Below are 14,860 nucleotides of genomic sequence, written 5' to 3' on the forward strand. Positions count from 1 at the left end.
TTTACAACACTTGGCCCCCGCGCTGGCCTCAACCCTCGGAATAGAGCCTTGGCACGCGACGCAGGTTGCAGAAGATCTGATACGGAATGGTGTCCGCCCACTGCGCCACTTCGCTGGCGAGGATGTTTTTGCCCCACAGCTCGACGGTCGAACCGAGGTCCGCTTCCGGCACATCGGTGAGGTCGATGCAGAGCATGTCCATCGACACGCGGCCAAGCAGGCGACTGCGTTTGCCGGCGACCAGCACCGGCGTGCCGGTCGGGGCATGACGCGGGTAGCCATCGGCATAGCCCATGGCAACCACGCCGATGCGCATCGGCTTGTCGGTGATGAATTTAGCGCCATAGCCAATCGGCTCGCCGGCGGGCAGTTCGCGCACGCAGATGACTTTCGATTCGAGGGTCATCACCGGTTGCAGGCGCTCGGCCAAGGCGTTGGCTTCTTCGAACGGCGTGGCGCCGAAGAGCATGATGCCCGGGCGTACCCAGTCGCTGTGAATCTGCGGCCAACCAAGTACAGCCGGCGAGTTGCGCAGGCTGACTTCGGCGGCGAGGCCCTGACGCGCCGCTTCGAACACCGCGACCTGATCGGCGCTGCTCTGCTCGTGCAACTCATCGGCACGGGCGAAGTGGCTCATCAGCACGATCTTCGCCACTTTGCCGCTGGCCAGCAGGCGCTGATAGGCCGCCGCGTAGTCCTTCGGATGCAGGCCCACACGGTGCATGCCCGAGTCGAGTTTGAGCCATACGGTGATCGGTTTGCTCAGTGCCGCCTGCTCGATGGCTTCGAGCTGCCACAGTGAATGCACCACGGTCCAGAAATCATGCTCGACGATCAGCGCCAGTTCATCGGCTTCGAAGATCCCTTCGAGCAACAGCACCGGGGCCTTGATGCCGGCCGCGCGCAGCTCCAGCGCTTCTTCGATGCAGGCAACGGCAAACCCGTCGGCTTCAGCTTCCAGCGCCTGGGCGCAACGCACCGCGCCGTGACCGTAGGCATCGGCCTTGATCACCGCCAGCGCCTTGGCGCCGGTGACTTCGCGGGCAATTCGGTAGTTGTGGCGCAGGGCTTCTAGGTCGATCAGGGCACGGGCAGGACGCATGGCGGCAGACTTCTAGGCGGTCATGGGAAGAAAAACCGGCGCCGACTGACGACGTGAACCGCCAACAGCGCCGGGAGAGGGATCTTTGAAACGGTTACGGCAACGCGGCGACGATGGAAATCTCGACCAGGATGCTCGGCTTGGCCATCTTCGCTTCAACGGTGGCGCGGGCCGGTGCGGCGCCCTTGGGCAGCCACTGGTCCCACACTGAGTTCATGCCGGCAAAGTGCGCCTCGATGTCATTCAGGTAGATCGTCGCCGACAGCAGATGCTGCTTGTCAGTCCCGGCCAGATCGAGCAGGCGCTCGATATTGCCGAGCACCTCGCGGGTCTGCTGCTCAACCCCGGCGTTGAAGTCGTCGCCGACCTGCCCGGCCAGATACACGGTGCCGTTGTGGGTGACGATCTGACTCATGCGCTCATTGGTGAGCTGGCGCTGGATTGCCATGTTTTGCGGACTCCTGAGGCTTATTGCCGTAACGGGAAATATCGAGACCTTCGGCGCTGATCTGCGGCTTTTTCTTCGCCATCAGATCGGCCAGCAAACGACCGGAACCACATGCCATGGTCCAACCCAGGGTGCCATGACCGGTGTTGAGGAACAGGTTCTTGAACGGCGTGGCGCCAACGATCGGCGTGCCGTCCGGGGTAGTCGGACGCAGACCGGTCCAGAAGCTCGCCTCCGCCAGATTGCCGCCCTGAGGATAAAGGTCGTTGACGATCATCTCCAGGGTTTCGCGCCGACGCGGGTTCAGCGACAGGTCAAAACCGGCGATTTCCGCCATGCCGCCGACGCGGATGCGGTTATCGAAACGGGTAATTGCGACCTTGTAAGTCTCGTCGAGAATGGTCGAGGTCGGAGCCATGGCCGGGTTGGTGATCGGCACGGTCAGCGAGTAGCCCTTGAGCGGGTACACCGGGGCTTTGATGCCCAGCGGCTTGAGCAGTTGCGGCGAGTAGCTGCCGAGGGCCAGCACGTAGCGGTCGGCGGTTTCCAGCTTGCCGTCGATCCATACACCGTTGATGCGATCACCGGCATAGTCGAGGCGCTGGATGTCCTGGCCGAAGCGGAACTCCACACCGAGTTTCACGGCCATTTCCGCCAGACGCGTAGTGAACATCTGGCAGTCGCCCGTCTGGTCGTTGGGCAGACGCAGAGCACCGGCGAGGATGTCGGTGACATTGGCCAAGGCCGGCTCCACGCGGGCAATGCCGGCGCGGTCGAGGACTTCAAACGGCACGCCGGACTCTTTCAGCACGGCGATGTCTTTGGCGGCACCATCGAGCTGCGCCTGGGTGCGGAACAGTTGCGTGGTACCGAGGCTGCGGCCTTCGTAGGCGATGCCGGTTTCGGCGCGCAGTTCGTCGAGGCAGTCGCGGCTGTACTCGGACAGACGCACCATGCGCTCCTTGTTCACCGCGTAACGGCTGGCGGTGCAGTTGCGCAGCATCTGCGCCATCCACAGGTACTGGTCGATGTCGGCGGTGGCCTTGATCGCCAGCGGCGCGTGGCGCTGCAGCAACCACTTGATGGCCTTGAGCGGCACACCCGGCGCGGCCCACGGCGAGGCATAACCCGGCGACACCTGGCCGGCGTTGGCGAAACTGGTCTCCATGGCCACGGCTGGCTGCCGGTCGACCACCACCACTTCAAACCCGGCACGAGCCAGATAGTAAGCACTGGCGGTACCGATGACGCCGCTACCCAAGACCATTACGCGCATTTTTGTATCCCTCATCGCGGCGGGGCCGCGTACGTCTGTTGTTAGAGCAATGATGCGCGCAGTGTAAAAAAGAATGGCCAGTGCATTTCACTATATAAGCGCCTATATTTGGCGACAATTCTCGGCAAAAACCCTTTTCACGGAGGCGCATCCCCTATGCGTACCAACACTCAGACCAAACGTGAGCTGGACAAGATCGACCGCAACATCTTGCGGATCCTGCAGGCGGACGGGCGCATATCGTTTACCGAACTCGGGGAGAAGGTCGGCCTGTCCACCACGCCATGTACGGAACGGGTGCGGCGGCTGGAGCGCGAAGGGATCATCATGGGCTACAACGCCCGGCTCAACCCGCAGCATCTGAAGGGTAGCCTGCTGGTGTTCGTCGAGATCAGCCTCGACTACAAATCCGGCGACACCTTCGAAGAGTTCCGCCGCGCAGTGCTGAAACTGCCGCACGTGCTGGAATGCCACCTGGTGTCAGGGGATTTCGACTATCTGGTGAAGGCGCGGATTTCCGAGATGGCTTCGTACCGCAAACTGCTGGGCGACATTCTGTTGAAGCTGCCGCATGTGCGTGAGTCGAAGAGCTATATCGTGATGGAAGAGGTGAAGGAGAGTCTGAGCCTGCCGATTCCAGACTGAGATTTGGAAGATCACAAGATCGCAGCCTTCGGCAGCTCCTACAGGAGAACGCATTTCCATGTAGGAGCTGCCGAAGGCTGCGATCTTTTCAGACCAGCACCTGCCGATTCGCCGCCATGTACTCGAAGATCTGCTTTTCCACCCGCGGATGAATCAGCTCCACCGGCCCCCGCCCGTTCGGGCATGGCAGGGTTTTGGTGGTACCGAACAACCGGCAGATCAGTGGTCGCTCGCCATACACCGTGCAGCCATCCGGCCCCAGGTGCACACAGTTCAGTTCTTCCATCGCCGCATCCTGCTCGGCGCGGGACTTGCGCGGCAGACGTGACATTTCTTCCGGCGAGGTGGTCACCGGCCCGCAGCAATCGTGGCAACCGGGCACACAGTCGAACGTAGGGATCTGCTGACGCAGGTCGCGAATGGTCTGGCGGTTGCAACTCATGAAAACGGTAACCCACATGAAATAGGCGGTGATTGTGCCGCAAAAGCCGTGATCCAGACAGCAACGGCCGACCAGTGTTGCCGGTCTTCGGCCGTGCGGCTTATGCTCCGTCAAATTTTCTCGACACCCAGCCGTTGGATGATGCCCATGAATGCCCGCGCCCGAACCTTCGCGAGCCAACCCCACGTTGCCTCCTATTACGCCGCCAGCAGTCTGCCGCAGCCCGACTATCCTGTGCTGCAGGGCGAGCTGAGCGCAGACGTGTGTGTGGTCGGCGGCGGCTTTTCCGGGTTGAACACCGCGCTGGAACTGGCAGAACGCGGCCTCAGTGTGGTGTTGCTGGAAGCGCACCGGATCGGCTGGGGCGCCAGCGGCCGCAACGGCGGGCAGTTGATTCGCGGGGTCGGCCACGGCCTCGACCAGTTCAGCAACGTCATCGGCACCGACGGCGTTCGCCAGATGAAACTGATGGGCTTGGAAGCGGTGGAAATCGTCCGCCAGCGCGTCGAACGGTTCCAGATCCCGTGCGATCTGACCTGGGGCTACTGCGACCTCGCCAACAAACCGGCCGATCTCGAAGGCTTTGCCGAAGACGCCGAAGAGCTGCGCAGCCTTGGCTATCGCTACGAAACCCGTCTGCTGCAAGCCGATGAAATGCACACCGTGGTTGGCTCCAAACGCTACGTCGGCGGCTTGATCGACATGGGTTCCGGGCATCTGCATCCGCTGAATCTGGCGCTGGGCGAAGCCGCTGCTGCGCAACAAATGGGCGTCAAACTGTTTGAACAGTCGGGTGTCACGCGCATCGACTACGGCCCGGAAGTTCGCGTCCACACAGCTCAAGGCTCGGTACGGGCGAAGACTCTGGTGCTGGGCTGCAACGCTTACCTCAACGACCTCAATCCGCAACTCAGCGGCAAAGTGCTCCCGGCCGGCAGCTACATCATCGCGACCGAACCGCTTTCCACAGAACTGGCGCACAGCCTGCTGCCGCAAAACATGGCGGTCTGCGACCAGCGCGTGGCGCTGGACTACTATCGGCTCTCGGCGGATCGTCGCCTGTTGTTCGGCGGTGCCTGCCATTATTCGGGGCGTGATCCGAAGGACATCGGCGCGTACATGCAGCCGAAGATGCTCGAAGTGTTTCCGCAACTGGCAGGCGTGAAGATCGACTATCAATGGGGCGGGATGATCGGCATCGGCGCCAACCGTCTGCCACAGATCGGCAGGCTCAATGATCAGCCGAACGTGTATTACGCCCAGGCCTATTCCGGGCACGGGGTGAATGCCACGCACTTGGCCGGCAAGCTGCTCGCCGAGGCGATCAGCGGGCAGCACAGCGGTGGCTTTGATCTGTTCGCCAAAGTGCCGCACATCACCTTCCCCGGCGGCAAGCATTTGCGTTCGCCGCTGCTGGCGCTGGGGATGTTGTGGCACCGCCTTAAAGAGTTGGTCTGATGTTTTTTTGAAGCCCTGAATACGCCTTCGCGAGCAAGCCCGCTCCCACAAGTGACCGCGCTCCACCTTGAGTACACGGTCGAATGTGGGAGCGGGCTTGCTCGCGAAGGGGCCGAAACAGGCGCTACACCGTTCAGATCCGCCAGAACGGCTTCAACCCCTCCTCCTGCGCCTGCTCCCGGGTCAGCCCAATATCTTTGAGCTGCTCCGGCGTCAGGTTGAGCAACGCCTTGCGCGTGTGCAGACGATGCCAGAACAAGCCCCAGCGACTCAGGCCGGACGGCGCGTTGCGCATGGCGCTATTCCATGCACTGTCCTCCTGCCCTGTCGCCAGTTCCTGACTGTGTAACGTCAGCCGCACATCACTCAAGCCGTTCATTTTTGTCGCTCCTGTTTACTTGGGTAGCCAGAGATTCCATGATGCGCGGGTCAGCAAAAGCATTACAGATTCAAAGCATCTGTATTAACTCCATACAGATTTGCCGTTTCTGTGTCTGAATCACCGATTTTTGCTGCATCTGTACTGGTTTAACGAATCACCTGCATCGAGGCAGTGCCATGACCCTGTATGTGAACCTCGCCGAGCTGCTCGGCACCCGCATCGAACAAGGCTTCTACCGTCCTGGCGATCGCCTGCCTTCGGTGCGCGCCTTGAGCGTAGAACACGGGGTCAGCCTGAGCACGGTGCAGCAGGCCTATCGCATGCTCGAAGACAGCGGTCTGGCCACGCCGAAACCCAAGTCGGGCTACTTCGTGCCGGTGGGCCGCGAGCTGCCGGAGCTGCCCGCAGTCGGGCGTCCGGCGCAGCGGCCGGTGGAGATTTCGCAGTGGGATCAGGTGCTGGAGCTGATTCGCGCGGTGCCGCGCAAGGACGTGGTGCAACTGGGTCGCGGCATGCCCGACGTGACCACGCCAACGATGAAACCGCTGTTGCGCGGACTGGCGCGGATCAGCCGCCGCCAGGACATGCCCGGTCTGTATTACGACAACATCCACGGCACCCTCGAACTGCGCGAACAGATCGCCCGGTTGATGCTCGATTCCGGCTGTCAGTTGAGCGCCAGCGACCTGGTGATCACCACCGGTTGCCACGAAGCGCTGTCCACCAGCATCCACGCCATTTGCGAGCCGGGCGATATCGTCGCGGTGGATTCGCCAAGCTTTCACGGCGCCATGCAAACCCTCAAAGGGCTGGGCATGAAAGCTCTGGAGATCCCCACCGATCCGCTGACCGGCATCAGCCTCGAAGCGCTGGAATTGGCGCTGGAGCAGTGGCCGATCAAGGTCATCCAGATCACCCCCAACTGCAACAACCCGCTCGGCTACATCATGCCGGAGTCGCGCAAACGCGCGTTGTTGACGCTGGCGCAGCGTTTCGACGTGGCGATCATCGAGGACGACGTGTATGGCGAACTGGCCTACACCTACCCGCGTCCTCGCACGATCAAGTCCTTCGACGAAGATGGCCGCGTATTGCTGTGCAGTTCGTTTTCCAAGACCCTGGCCCCGGGCCTGCGCATCGGTTGGGTTGCGCCGGGACGGTATCTGGAACGGGTGCTGCACATGAAATACATCAGCACCGGTTCCACCGCGCCGCAGCCGCAGATTGCCATTGCCGAATTTCTCAAGGGTGGGTACTTCGAACCGCACTTGCGGAGAATGCGCACGCAATACCAGCGCAATCGCGACGTAATGATCGATTGGGTCACGCGCTATTTCCCGGCCGGCACTCGCGCCAGTCGTCCGCAAGGCAGCTTTATGCTGTGGGTCGAATTGCCGGAGGGTTTCGATACGCTGAAACTCAATCGCGCACTGCATGACCAAGGCGTACAGATTGCCGTCGGCAGCATCTTTTCCGCCTCGGGCAAGTACCGCAATTGTCTGCGGATGAACTACGCGGCGAAACCGACACCGCAGATCGAAGAAGCGGTGCGCAAGGTCGGCGCGGCGGCGATCAAACTGCTGACTGAAACCTGATCATTCGAGCTGAAAGGTGCCGAGCCCCTCAAATCGCTGAAGGTCGGCGACACGGCTTGAGGCATCGCTGACGCGGGCTTCGATTTCCAGCTCCACCTCCAGATGGCGCCCGGCGGCGAGGCTGCCAGAGCGCCAGGCGGTGATGTGATCGCCAGGCTGCAACAGGCCCGCCTCGCCTTCGTCGCGCTGCCATTGCACCGGCGCGCCATCCAGACGCGCTGCCACAATTCGTATCTGCAACCGTCCCGGTGCCCAGCGGAAATGCAGCGCGTCGCTGCTCGGCGCAGCAAAGGACCACCTGATCGCGCGCGCAGCCGGACATTGAATCCGTAGCTGAACAGTGCGCACACCAAAACTGCCGTCATTGCCCGATGGCCGGGCGAGGAGCTCTGCCCGCGTCGAAACGCCGTAGTCCACAGTGCTCGGCGAGAGCGTCATTCGGCAGGCTTCGCTGGCCATGACCGAGGTCGATGCCAACGATGCCAGCGTGATCGGGATCATCCATCGATGCATGCGCAATAACCCGGTCATGTGAGGTTCAAAGGCTGACAGAGCGCGTCGACGGGCTCGATCAGTGCGTGCTCGTCCGGCGATTCAGCCAGATTGAATTGCAGGTCGCAGTGCGCGCTATCCGACAGCTGCACCCGCAGCGGCTGCCCGGGCTTGATATCCGGCAGAAAGATCGCCCCGGCCTCAAGCACCGTGGTCACGTATTCGCCTTGCCCGTTCCGTACGGCGAGGCCACTGGGCAGCCATTGCCGGTCAAGCGTCCTGGCCTTCAACAGCACACGCCGCACGCGGGTGATGGAAAAATCCATATGCTGAACCGAGCCACGCCCGGCCTCGACCTCCTGATAACCGTCGAGCACCTCGACGTTGCGCGGCAAACTCAACGGATCGACTTCCAGCCGGGCTGTGGAATAGGCCGGCAAACTCGCCACCACCGCCCGGCCCAATCCATCCGTCCACACCGGGCCTTGCGGCGTGTACAGCTTCAGACCCGCACGGTCGCCAGCCTTGAGCACGGCAAAGGTCTCGCGCAGTGGATACGGCGACAGCGTCACACCGTCGCGATGCAACGCCATGCCGCCGCGCAGCCCCAGGTCGAATTCGCTTGCCCCGGCTCGCTGGTTCAGGCCCAGATCCAGACTGGTGTAATGCGCCAGTGCGTTGACCCGCAAACCCAGCGATGGCGCCGCGGCTTCACGCTGTTCGGCACGGGCGCTATAGGCCAGGGTTTCACTGAGCACTTCGCTCATCGACACGCCACTGCGCATCCCGGATCGCGGATCGCTGCGCAGATAGCTACGAACCCTGCGCTGATCGCCCAATGGCATCCCGGCCGTCAGATAGACCGAGGTGCCCCGGTGCCTCGCGTCGGCATCGCCGATCCCCCGCTCCAGACTCAACGACAGGCTGATCCGAGCGGGCAGCGTCTGCGACCAAGACAATCCCAGGCGCATGTTGGGTGGCTCGTCCACGCTGGTGTAGCGCGACCAGGTCATGCCGAATGCCCCCCAGCGCTCGACAGTACCGTTGAGCGAAAATGTCCAGTGATCGCGCCCGGGGGCTTCGGCCCGTCCCTGCTGCTGGCTCCAGCCGGTGTCCGACAGGGTGCGAAAGCCCTGGCCACGGCGCACCGCAACCACACTGGTAGACAGATTCGGCGACAACACGGCACTGACGGTCATTTGCACCTCATGACCTGCAATGCCTGTGTCTCGATCGCTGGACAGCACCTGGCGCACACTGGTGGTCAGATTGCCCGGCCATTGAAGCTGCAGCCCCCAGCCTGCCGACAGATAGTCCGCCCCACCGAGGAGCCCGCCGCTCATGCGCAGCGCGCGCGACAGACTCCACTCCCGGCCAAGGGTGGCAAACGACGGCGCCTGACGATCATCCGAGCCCTGGCGGCGCACCGTGCCAAGCGCCAGATTGAAGCCGTCGGCGCGATCGAATTGTGGATCCTGCAGGCTGGCTGCCGGGACGCGAAAACGCCGCACTTGCCCTTCCTGCTCGTGCACGCTGACCTCGAGGTCGAGCTGGTTGCTCAACAACGGCAGCGCGCGCAACGTGAAGGGGCCGCCAGGCACCAGTGTGGTGTAGATCAGCACGCCGTTCTGCCGGACTTCGATTCGCGATGGCGACCAGGCAATGCCCTCGACCTCGCCGCGTGCGCCCTCCTGTGCTGCGCGCATTTGCGCGAACGCACCTTCCGGCAGAACCTGCACACCACTGAACGATTCGCCGGCAAACAATGGCGACTGCAGGTTCAATTGGCCGATCTGCACGTTGGCTTCGTAGGCTTCTAGGGTGCGCGTGCCGTAGGCATACAGATGCTCGAAGCGAGTGCTATCGGGCAATTGCGTATAGGACTGGCGACTGCGCAAGACCCAGTTGCCGGCATTCAGGCCGAACTCCGAACCCAGTCTGCGAAAGTCACTACGTTGCCCCTCGTGCTGGCTGCCCATGACCAAAACATCGTAGTTGAACACGCCGCCCACTCCGCCATTGGCGAAGCTGCGTGGCTGGAATTCCGGCAATGCCAACAGGTCCGTCGGTAGCAGCAGGTCGATCTGTTCCTTGCCGGGATGCAATGCAACGGTTGCCGCCGGCAGACCTTCACCCAGCGTCAGGCACTGCTGCGGTTCCGCGCGGGTCAAAGCCGCTTGCGAGCGCACGCCAGCAGCCTTGAGCAAGGCCGGTTGCAGGCACGGCTCACCCTCTTCATTGAATGTCACGAACACCCGCCCCCGTGGCTGTCCATTGACCTCAAGCGCGACCAGCCATGTGCCTTGGGGGAAACGCGGCGCCTGGCGAAAATACGCAGCCAGTGCGGGGTCGAGTCCACGCTCGCGAAGCATCTGCGCATCGAACTCCACCCCTTCACTGGCCATCGTCATGCCGATCGCATTCGCCATCAGCAGTGCCAGTCCCCGCCGGGCCCTACAGGACATCATCGCGTTACCGGGGCATCGAAATGGCCGACCGCAAAGCCATACGTGGTCGCCGGAAAGATCCGTACCTCCATTGCCCGCACTGTCACGCTCATCGGCAGCCCGACAGACAGGCGCTCTCCCGGCAGAATCCAGGTACGCGGCAGATCCACCGCCTGTGTGCCCGGCAGCGGAACAATCGCTTTAGCCAGGCGCACCACGTAAGGACTGGGATTACTGACCAGCAAGCCTTCAGCCGTGGCTGACCAGCTCAGGCGTTTCCATGGCTCGCGCTCCACCGGCAGGCCGGCGGGGCGCAGGATCACCGGCAGGTTTTGCCGAACCCCCAGATTGACCCGGGCGCCGTCGACACCTGCGACAGGATTGATCCCCTCAAAAATCACCCGTTTCAGATGCTCGGTCTGCAACGGTTCGGCGCTCTGCAACATGAACCGTACCTGCTGCACCGCCCCGGCTTCGACACGGGCAATCGGCGGACTGAACAGCAACAGCAGTTGATCATGCGGCTCGATATTTTCGACTGTGGTGTGCAGCAGGGCCGGACGCGTTTCGGTGTTTCGCACATTCATCGTCGCTTCACCGATACCCTCATCCACCACCAGCACAGGGGTTTGCGGCACCATTCCGGCAGCGTGGGCCCCGGGCATCAAAATCAAGGCGAGCAGGCACAGTGGCAGCGCCCGCAAGCCTGGGCGGCACATGGAAATCGGCATCGGTATTGCTCCGCAGGGGGCAGCGCACCCGTCGAGGGGCGCGCTGAATGAACCTGAAAGAACCTGAAAGAACCCGGTAATGACCGGGCTCTGACGATCAGAGGTAGTACATGTCGAAGGTCACCGAGCCATCGAGCGGAATCTCGCTGGTGATCGGCAGCGCGTTGCTCGGGCCGATGATCGGCAACAGGCTCATCGGAAACCCGTGGTGACGTGCCGCGACCGGGCCAGCTGCCACGCCGGAACCCCATGAGTAGAGCGCCGGCGCATTACTCACCAGCGGCGAAGCAGGCAGTTGCCAGGCCGGCGCTGCCAGAGTGCGTGTCATCAGGGTCTGCGGGGCACCGTCGGCTTCCGGAAGACCGTGACGCAGCGCAAATCCACCGATACGGATGCCGTTGATTTCACCCAGGCCATAGAACAAAGCCGGATCGCTGTTACCGGCGCCATCGTTGATGCCCGGCAATTTGGTGGCTGTGCGATTGTCTCTGACCGACACCTCGACCGATGCCTCTGCATCGCAATTGATGTGCAGCGAAATATCGTGGGTCGGCAGCACCGTCTGCGTGGTCTTGTTCAGGGTGGCTGCGGATATCTTGCGCAAATCTACCGTGCCACCACCGGCAAACGCGGGGATGCACGACGTCGGAATAATGGTTCCGATCACGCTCAGATCCACGCTCTCGGCGACCACCAGGGTGGGTAATACTGCAGCCGCGACGGCTGCCATCCATGTTGTTTTTTTCATCAGTCCCTACTTCATCGGTTATTGATCAATGGCCGTTGTTCAGCGCATTGCCTTCACAAGACGCTGAACACCGGGGCGATGATTTCGTTTTTTGCAGGATCCGTATGTAGGAATCGGCGCCGACCAGGAGCTGAAAAAACAACAAAACAAATAGTCCAAAACCACAGGCGAACTCATTCCTACTTTTGAACGACTAATTGTTTACACAGTGTGGCGAGGATCCGCCGTAAGCGGTCTTTGAAATCCTCTGCGTGCCATACTCCGTCACCCCCTGCCTCCAGCCGAGAAACCAACGTGCGACCCGGAAAAAAATTGCTCGCTGTCTGTGTGTTGTGCTCGTTGGCCAGTGGTTGCGCCACCCTCGATGCGCCGCGCGAACCCAGCCAGGCGTTGCCGGCCGCGGGCTCCGCATTCGGTCGCTCGATTCAGACCCAGGCCGCGCCCTATCAGGGCCGCTCCGGCTTCCGCTTGCTGTCCAACAGCACCGAGGCGTTCACCGCCCGCGCCGAGCTGATTCGCAACGCACAAACCAGCCTCGACTTGCAGTACTACATCGTCCATGACGGCGTCAGCACGCGGATGCTGGTGGAGGAACTGCTCAAGGCCGCAGACCGGGGCGTGCGCGTGCGCGTCCTGCTCGACGACACCACCAGTGATGGCCTCGACACGATCATCGCCACACTGGCGGCGCATCCGCAGATCCACATCCGCCTGTTCAACCCGCTGCACTTGGGTCGCAGCACCGGCGTGACCCGCGCCGCCGGACGCCTGTTCAACCTGTCGCTGCAACACCGGCGCATGCACAACAAGTTGTGGCTGGCGGACAACAGCGTGGCCATCGTCGGCGGGCGCAATCTGGGCGACGAGTATTTCGATGCCGAGCCGAATCTGAATTTCACCGACATCGACATGCTCAGCGTCGGCCCGGTGGCCGAGCAACTCGGGCACAGTTTCGATCAGTACTGGAACAGCGCGCTGAGCAAGCCGATCGACGAATTCCTCTCCAGCAAACCAAGCGCCAAAGACCTGCAGAACACCCGCACGCGCCTGGAAGAGTCGCTGGATGAAACCCGCAAACAGAATCACGCGCTGTATCAACAGTTGATGACGTTCAAGACCGCGCCACGCATGGACATCTGGCGCAAGGAACTGATCTGGGCCTGGAACCAGGCGCTGTGGGATGCGCCGAGCAAAGTGCTGGCCAAGGACGAACCGGACCCGCAACTGTTGCTGACCACTCAACTGGCGCCGGAACTGCGCGGCGTCAGCAAAGAGCTGATCATGATCTCGGCGTACTTCGTGCCCGGCCAGCCGGGGCTGGTATACCTGACCGGGCGGGCCGACGCCGGGGTCTCGGTGAGCCTGCTGACCAACTCGCTGGAAGCTACCGATGTGCCGGCGGTGCACGGCGGTTACGCACCGTATCGCAAGGCGCTGCTGGAGCACGGGGTGAAACTGTATGAACTGCGCCGTCAGCCTGGGGATAACTATGGCAGCGGCCCGCATCTTTTCTACAGCAAGTCTTTCCGTGGTTCGGATTCCAGCCTGCATAGCAAGGCAATGATTTTCGATCGGCAGAAAGCATTTATCGGCTCGTTCAACTTCGATCCGCGCTCAGTGCTGTGGAACACCGAAGTCGGGGTTCTGGTGGACAGCCCGGAACTAGCCGAACACGTGCGCGAACTGGCGCTGCAAGGCATGGCGCCGGCCCTGAGTTATGAAGCGAAACTGCAGGATGGCGAGATCGTCTGGGTAACCGAGGATAATGGTCAGATGCACACCCTGACCAAGGAACCGGGGAGCTGGTGGCGGCGCTTCAATGCGTGGTTCAGCACCACTGTCGGTCTGGAGCGGATGCTTTAAAAAGCAAAAGATCGCAGCCTGCGGCAGCTCCTACACTGGAATGCGGTTTCCCTGTAGGAGCTGCCGCAGGCTGCGATCTTTTGACCTTAAGCCGTCTGCACCGTCCCGAATGCCCCCTGACGCATCAGCAGAATCACCAATCCAAACGCCCCCGCCGCCATCAACAAAGGCAACGCATGCCCGCTGATCCACTGACTGCCCGCCCCCGCCAGCAACGGCCCGATCAGACAGCCCACACCCCACAGCTGCGCAATGTGCGCATTGGCGCGCACCAGAGCATCGTCGCGATAACGCTCGCCAATCAGAATCAGTGACAAAGTGAACAGGCCACCGGCACTGGCGCCGAACAACACCCACAACGGCCAGATCAGCAGCGTGTCGATCAACAGCGGAATCGCCAGACTCGACAGCATCAGGATCACTGCGCAACCGGCGAACAACGTGCGTCGCGACAGGTAATCCGCCAGCGCGCCGATCGGCAGTTGCAACAGTGCGTCGCCGACCACCACGGTGCTGACCATCGCCAGCGCAATCTCGGCAGTGAAGCCCTGTTGCAGGCAATACACCGGCAGCAGCGTGAGGATCATCGCCTCGAACGCGGCGAACAGTGACACTGCCCAGGCAATCGCCGGCAACTCGCGGGCAAACCCCCACAGGTCGCCGAAGGTCACGCTGCTGGCTTCACTGCTCGGCGCACCGCTGCGGCCCATCAACAGCAAAGGCGAAACCGTCAGCAACCCGACGCCGACCCAGAATCCATAATCATGCTCAGTACCCAGCGCCCCCAACAGCAGCGGACCAGACAGTTGGCTCAGCGCATAGCTGCTGCCATACAGAGCGACCAGACGACCGCGCCAGTTCTCCACCACCAGTTGATTGATCCAGCTTTCGCCGAGGATGAATACGATGGTCAGGATCACCCCGATCATCAGGCGCAGCACCAGCCAGACCGGATAACTCGGCAGCAGCGCCAGCAAGCCGATCGACAATGCGCCGGCCCACAGGCACAGGCGCATCAGGTTCGCGGTGCCGAGACGTGCCGCCAGATGACTGGAAATCTTCGCGCCCAGCAATACGCCAAGCGCCGGCATCGCCGCCATCACGCCGATGGCGAAGGACCCATAGCCCCAACTCTCCAGACGCAACGACACCAGCGGCATGCTGACCCCCAGGGCCAGACCGACACTCAAGACAGACGCCAACACGGCGAAATACGTCGCCCAACGCATGG

Annotated in this window: 14 protein-coding genes; 4 read left to right on the plus strand and 10 right to left on the minus strand. The window is 62.1% G+C overall.

The genetic code is table 11. From position 1 onward, the window contains the following. Positions 1 to 28 precede the first annotated feature (28 nt). From alr to dadA, 3 genes are all read right to left on the minus strand, one after another. Entirely contained in the window at positions 29 to 1,102 is a 1,074-nt protein-coding gene (alr, locus tag ACS4NR_RS20760) for an alanine racemase (protein ID WP_456018217.1), read from the minus strand. A gap of 94 nt (positions 1,103 to 1,196) precedes the next feature. After that, positions 1,197 to 1,550 (minus strand): RidA family protein, encoded by a 354-nt coding sequence (locus ACS4NR_RS20765; RefSeq protein ID WP_007962384.1) that lies wholly within the window; start codon positions 1,548 to 1,550, stop codon positions 1,197 to 1,199. Beyond that, positions 1,522 to 2,826 carry a D-amino acid dehydrogenase gene (gene dadA, locus ACS4NR_RS20770; protein WP_007962383.1) on the minus strand — a complete coding sequence of 435 codons (1,305 nt, stop codon included), beginning with the start codon at positions 2,824 to 2,826 and terminating at the stop codon, positions 1,522 to 1,524. Before dadA ends, ACS4NR_RS20765 begins: the two co-directional genes overlap by 29 nt. A 156-nt stretch (positions 2,827 to 2,982) precedes the next feature. Here dadA and ACS4NR_RS20775 point away from each other — a divergent pair, with 156 nt between their 5' ends. Beyond that, positions 2,983 to 3,471, plus strand: a complete 489-nt coding sequence (locus tag ACS4NR_RS20775; RefSeq protein WP_003177284.1) for an Lrp/AsnC ligand binding domain-containing protein — start codon at positions 2,983 to 2,985, stop codon at positions 3,469 to 3,471. A gap of 88 nt (positions 3,472 to 3,559) precedes the next feature. On the opposite strand, the gene ACS4NR_RS20780 is transcribed toward ACS4NR_RS20775, so the two are convergent. Continuing rightward, positions 3,560 to 3,913 (minus strand): YkgJ family cysteine cluster protein, encoded by a 354-nt coding sequence (locus ACS4NR_RS20780; protein ID WP_456018218.1) that lies wholly within the window; start codon positions 3,911 to 3,913, stop codon positions 3,560 to 3,562. A gap of 147 nt (positions 3,914 to 4,060) precedes the next feature. On the opposite strand from ACS4NR_RS20780, the gene ACS4NR_RS20785 reads away from it, so the two are divergent. Beyond that, positions 4,061 to 5,371, plus strand: a complete 1,311-nt coding sequence (locus ACS4NR_RS20785; RefSeq protein ID WP_456018219.1) for an NAD(P)/FAD-dependent oxidoreductase — start codon at positions 4,061 to 4,063, stop codon at positions 5,369 to 5,371. A gap of 133 nt (positions 5,372 to 5,504) precedes the next feature. Here ACS4NR_RS20785 and ACS4NR_RS20790 read toward each other — a convergent pair whose 3' ends face one another. Beyond that, entirely contained in the window at positions 5,505 to 5,750 is a 246-nt protein-coding gene (locus ACS4NR_RS20790) for a DUF1127 domain-containing protein (RefSeq protein WP_095137686.1), read from the minus strand. A 179-nt stretch (positions 5,751 to 5,929) separates the two neighbouring features. Here ACS4NR_RS20790 and ACS4NR_RS20795 point away from each other — a divergent pair, with 179 nt between their 5' ends. After that, positions 5,930 to 7,348 carry an aminotransferase-like domain-containing protein gene (locus tag ACS4NR_RS20795; protein WP_115985829.1) on the plus strand — a complete coding sequence of 473 codons (1,419 nt, stop codon included), beginning with the start codon at positions 5,930 to 5,932 and terminating at the stop codon, positions 7,346 to 7,348. Here the strand turns inward: ACS4NR_RS20795 and ACS4NR_RS20800 are convergent, their stop codons facing one another. The 4 genes from ACS4NR_RS20800 to ACS4NR_RS20815 all read right to left on the minus strand — a co-directional run bounded on the left by ACS4NR_RS20800 (position 7,349) and on the right by ACS4NR_RS20815 (position 11,766). Beyond that, positions 7,349 to 7,879 carry a hypothetical protein gene (locus ACS4NR_RS20800; RefSeq protein ID WP_456018220.1) on the minus strand — a complete coding sequence of 177 codons (531 nt, stop codon included), beginning with the start codon at positions 7,877 to 7,879 and terminating at the stop codon, positions 7,349 to 7,351. Further along, positions 7,876 to 10,269, minus strand: coding sequence for a fimbria/pilus outer membrane usher protein (locus tag ACS4NR_RS20805; protein WP_456018221.1), 2,394 nt, complete (start codon positions 10,267 to 10,269; stop codon positions 7,876 to 7,878). Before ACS4NR_RS20805 ends, ACS4NR_RS20800 begins: the two co-directional genes overlap by 4 nt. A gap of 35 nt (positions 10,270 to 10,304) precedes the next feature. Continuing rightward, positions 10,305 to 11,018, minus strand: coding sequence for a fimbria/pilus chaperone family protein (locus tag ACS4NR_RS20810; RefSeq protein WP_166495220.1), 714 nt, complete (start codon positions 11,016 to 11,018; stop codon positions 10,305 to 10,307). Between the two features lie 97 nt (positions 11,019 to 11,115). Then, positions 11,116 to 11,766, minus strand: coding sequence for a DUF1120 domain-containing protein (locus ACS4NR_RS20815; protein WP_095137691.1), 651 nt, complete (start codon positions 11,764 to 11,766; stop codon positions 11,116 to 11,118). A gap of 312 nt (positions 11,767 to 12,078) precedes the next feature. Between ACS4NR_RS20815 and ACS4NR_RS20820 the strand changes: the two genes are divergently transcribed. Then, the gene (locus tag ACS4NR_RS20820) at positions 12,079 to 13,629 is read left to right on the plus strand and encodes a phospholipase D family protein (RefSeq protein ID WP_208101343.1); all 1,551 of its coding nucleotides are present in this window, start codon (positions 12,079 to 12,081) and stop codon (positions 13,627 to 13,629) included. A gap of 86 nt (positions 13,630 to 13,715) precedes the next feature. Here ACS4NR_RS20820 and ACS4NR_RS20825 read toward each other — a convergent pair whose 3' ends face one another. Further along, the gene (locus tag ACS4NR_RS20825; protein ID WP_456018222.1) at positions 13,716 to 14,858 is read right to left on the minus strand and encodes an MFS transporter; all 1,143 of its coding nucleotides are present in this window, start codon (positions 14,856 to 14,858) and stop codon (positions 13,716 to 13,718) included. Positions 14,859 to 14,860 lie beyond the last annotated feature (2 nt).

The organism is Pseudomonas sp. JQ36, from assembly GCF_053851495.1.

Excerpts from the sequence above, each read along its gene's own strand:
- alr (WP_456018217.1), bottom strand. The coding sequence starts at position 1,102 with ATGCGTCCTGCCCGTGCCCTGATCGACCTAGAAGCCCTGCGCCACAAC.
- ACS4NR_RS20765 (WP_007962384.1), bottom strand. The coding sequence starts at position 1,550 with ATGGCAATCCAGCGCCAGCTCACCAATGAGCGCATGAGTCAGATCGTC.
- dadA (WP_007962383.1), bottom strand. The coding sequence starts at position 2,826 with ATGCGCGTAATGGTCTTGGGTAGCGGCGTCATCGGTACCGCCAGTGCT.
- ACS4NR_RS20775 (WP_003177284.1), top strand. The coding sequence starts at position 2,983 with ATGCGTACCAACACTCAGACCAAACGTGAGCTGGACAAGATCGACCGC.
- ACS4NR_RS20780 (WP_456018218.1), bottom strand. The coding sequence starts at position 3,913 with ATGAGTTGCAACCGCCAGACCATTCGCGACCTGCGTCAGCAGATCCCT.
- ACS4NR_RS20785 (WP_456018219.1), top strand. The coding sequence starts at position 4,061 with ATGAATGCCCGCGCCCGAACCTTCGCGAGCCAACCCCACGTTGCCTCC.
- ACS4NR_RS20790 (WP_095137686.1), bottom strand. The coding sequence starts at position 5,750 with ATGAACGGCTTGAGTGATGTGCGGCTGACGTTACACAGTCAGGAACTG.
- ACS4NR_RS20795 (WP_115985829.1), top strand. The coding sequence starts at position 5,930 with ATGACCCTGTATGTGAACCTCGCCGAGCTGCTCGGCACCCGCATCGAA.
- ACS4NR_RS20800 (WP_456018220.1), bottom strand. The coding sequence starts at position 7,879 with ATGACCGGGTTATTGCGCATGCATCGATGGATGATCCCGATCACGCTG.
- ACS4NR_RS20805 (WP_456018221.1), bottom strand. The coding sequence starts at position 10,269 with ATGGCGAATGCGATCGGCATGACGATGGCCAGTGAAGGGGTGGAGTTC.
- ACS4NR_RS20810 (WP_166495220.1), bottom strand. The coding sequence starts at position 11,018 with ATGCCGATTTCCATGTGCCGCCCAGGCTTGCGGGCGCTGCCACTGTGC.
- ACS4NR_RS20815 (WP_095137691.1), bottom strand. The coding sequence starts at position 11,766 with ATGAAAAAAACAACATGGATGGCAGCCGTCGCGGCTGCAGTATTACCC.
- ACS4NR_RS20825 (WP_456018222.1), bottom strand. The coding sequence starts at position 14,858 with ATGCGTTGGGCGACGTATTTCGCCGTGTTGGCGTCTGTCTTGAGTGTC.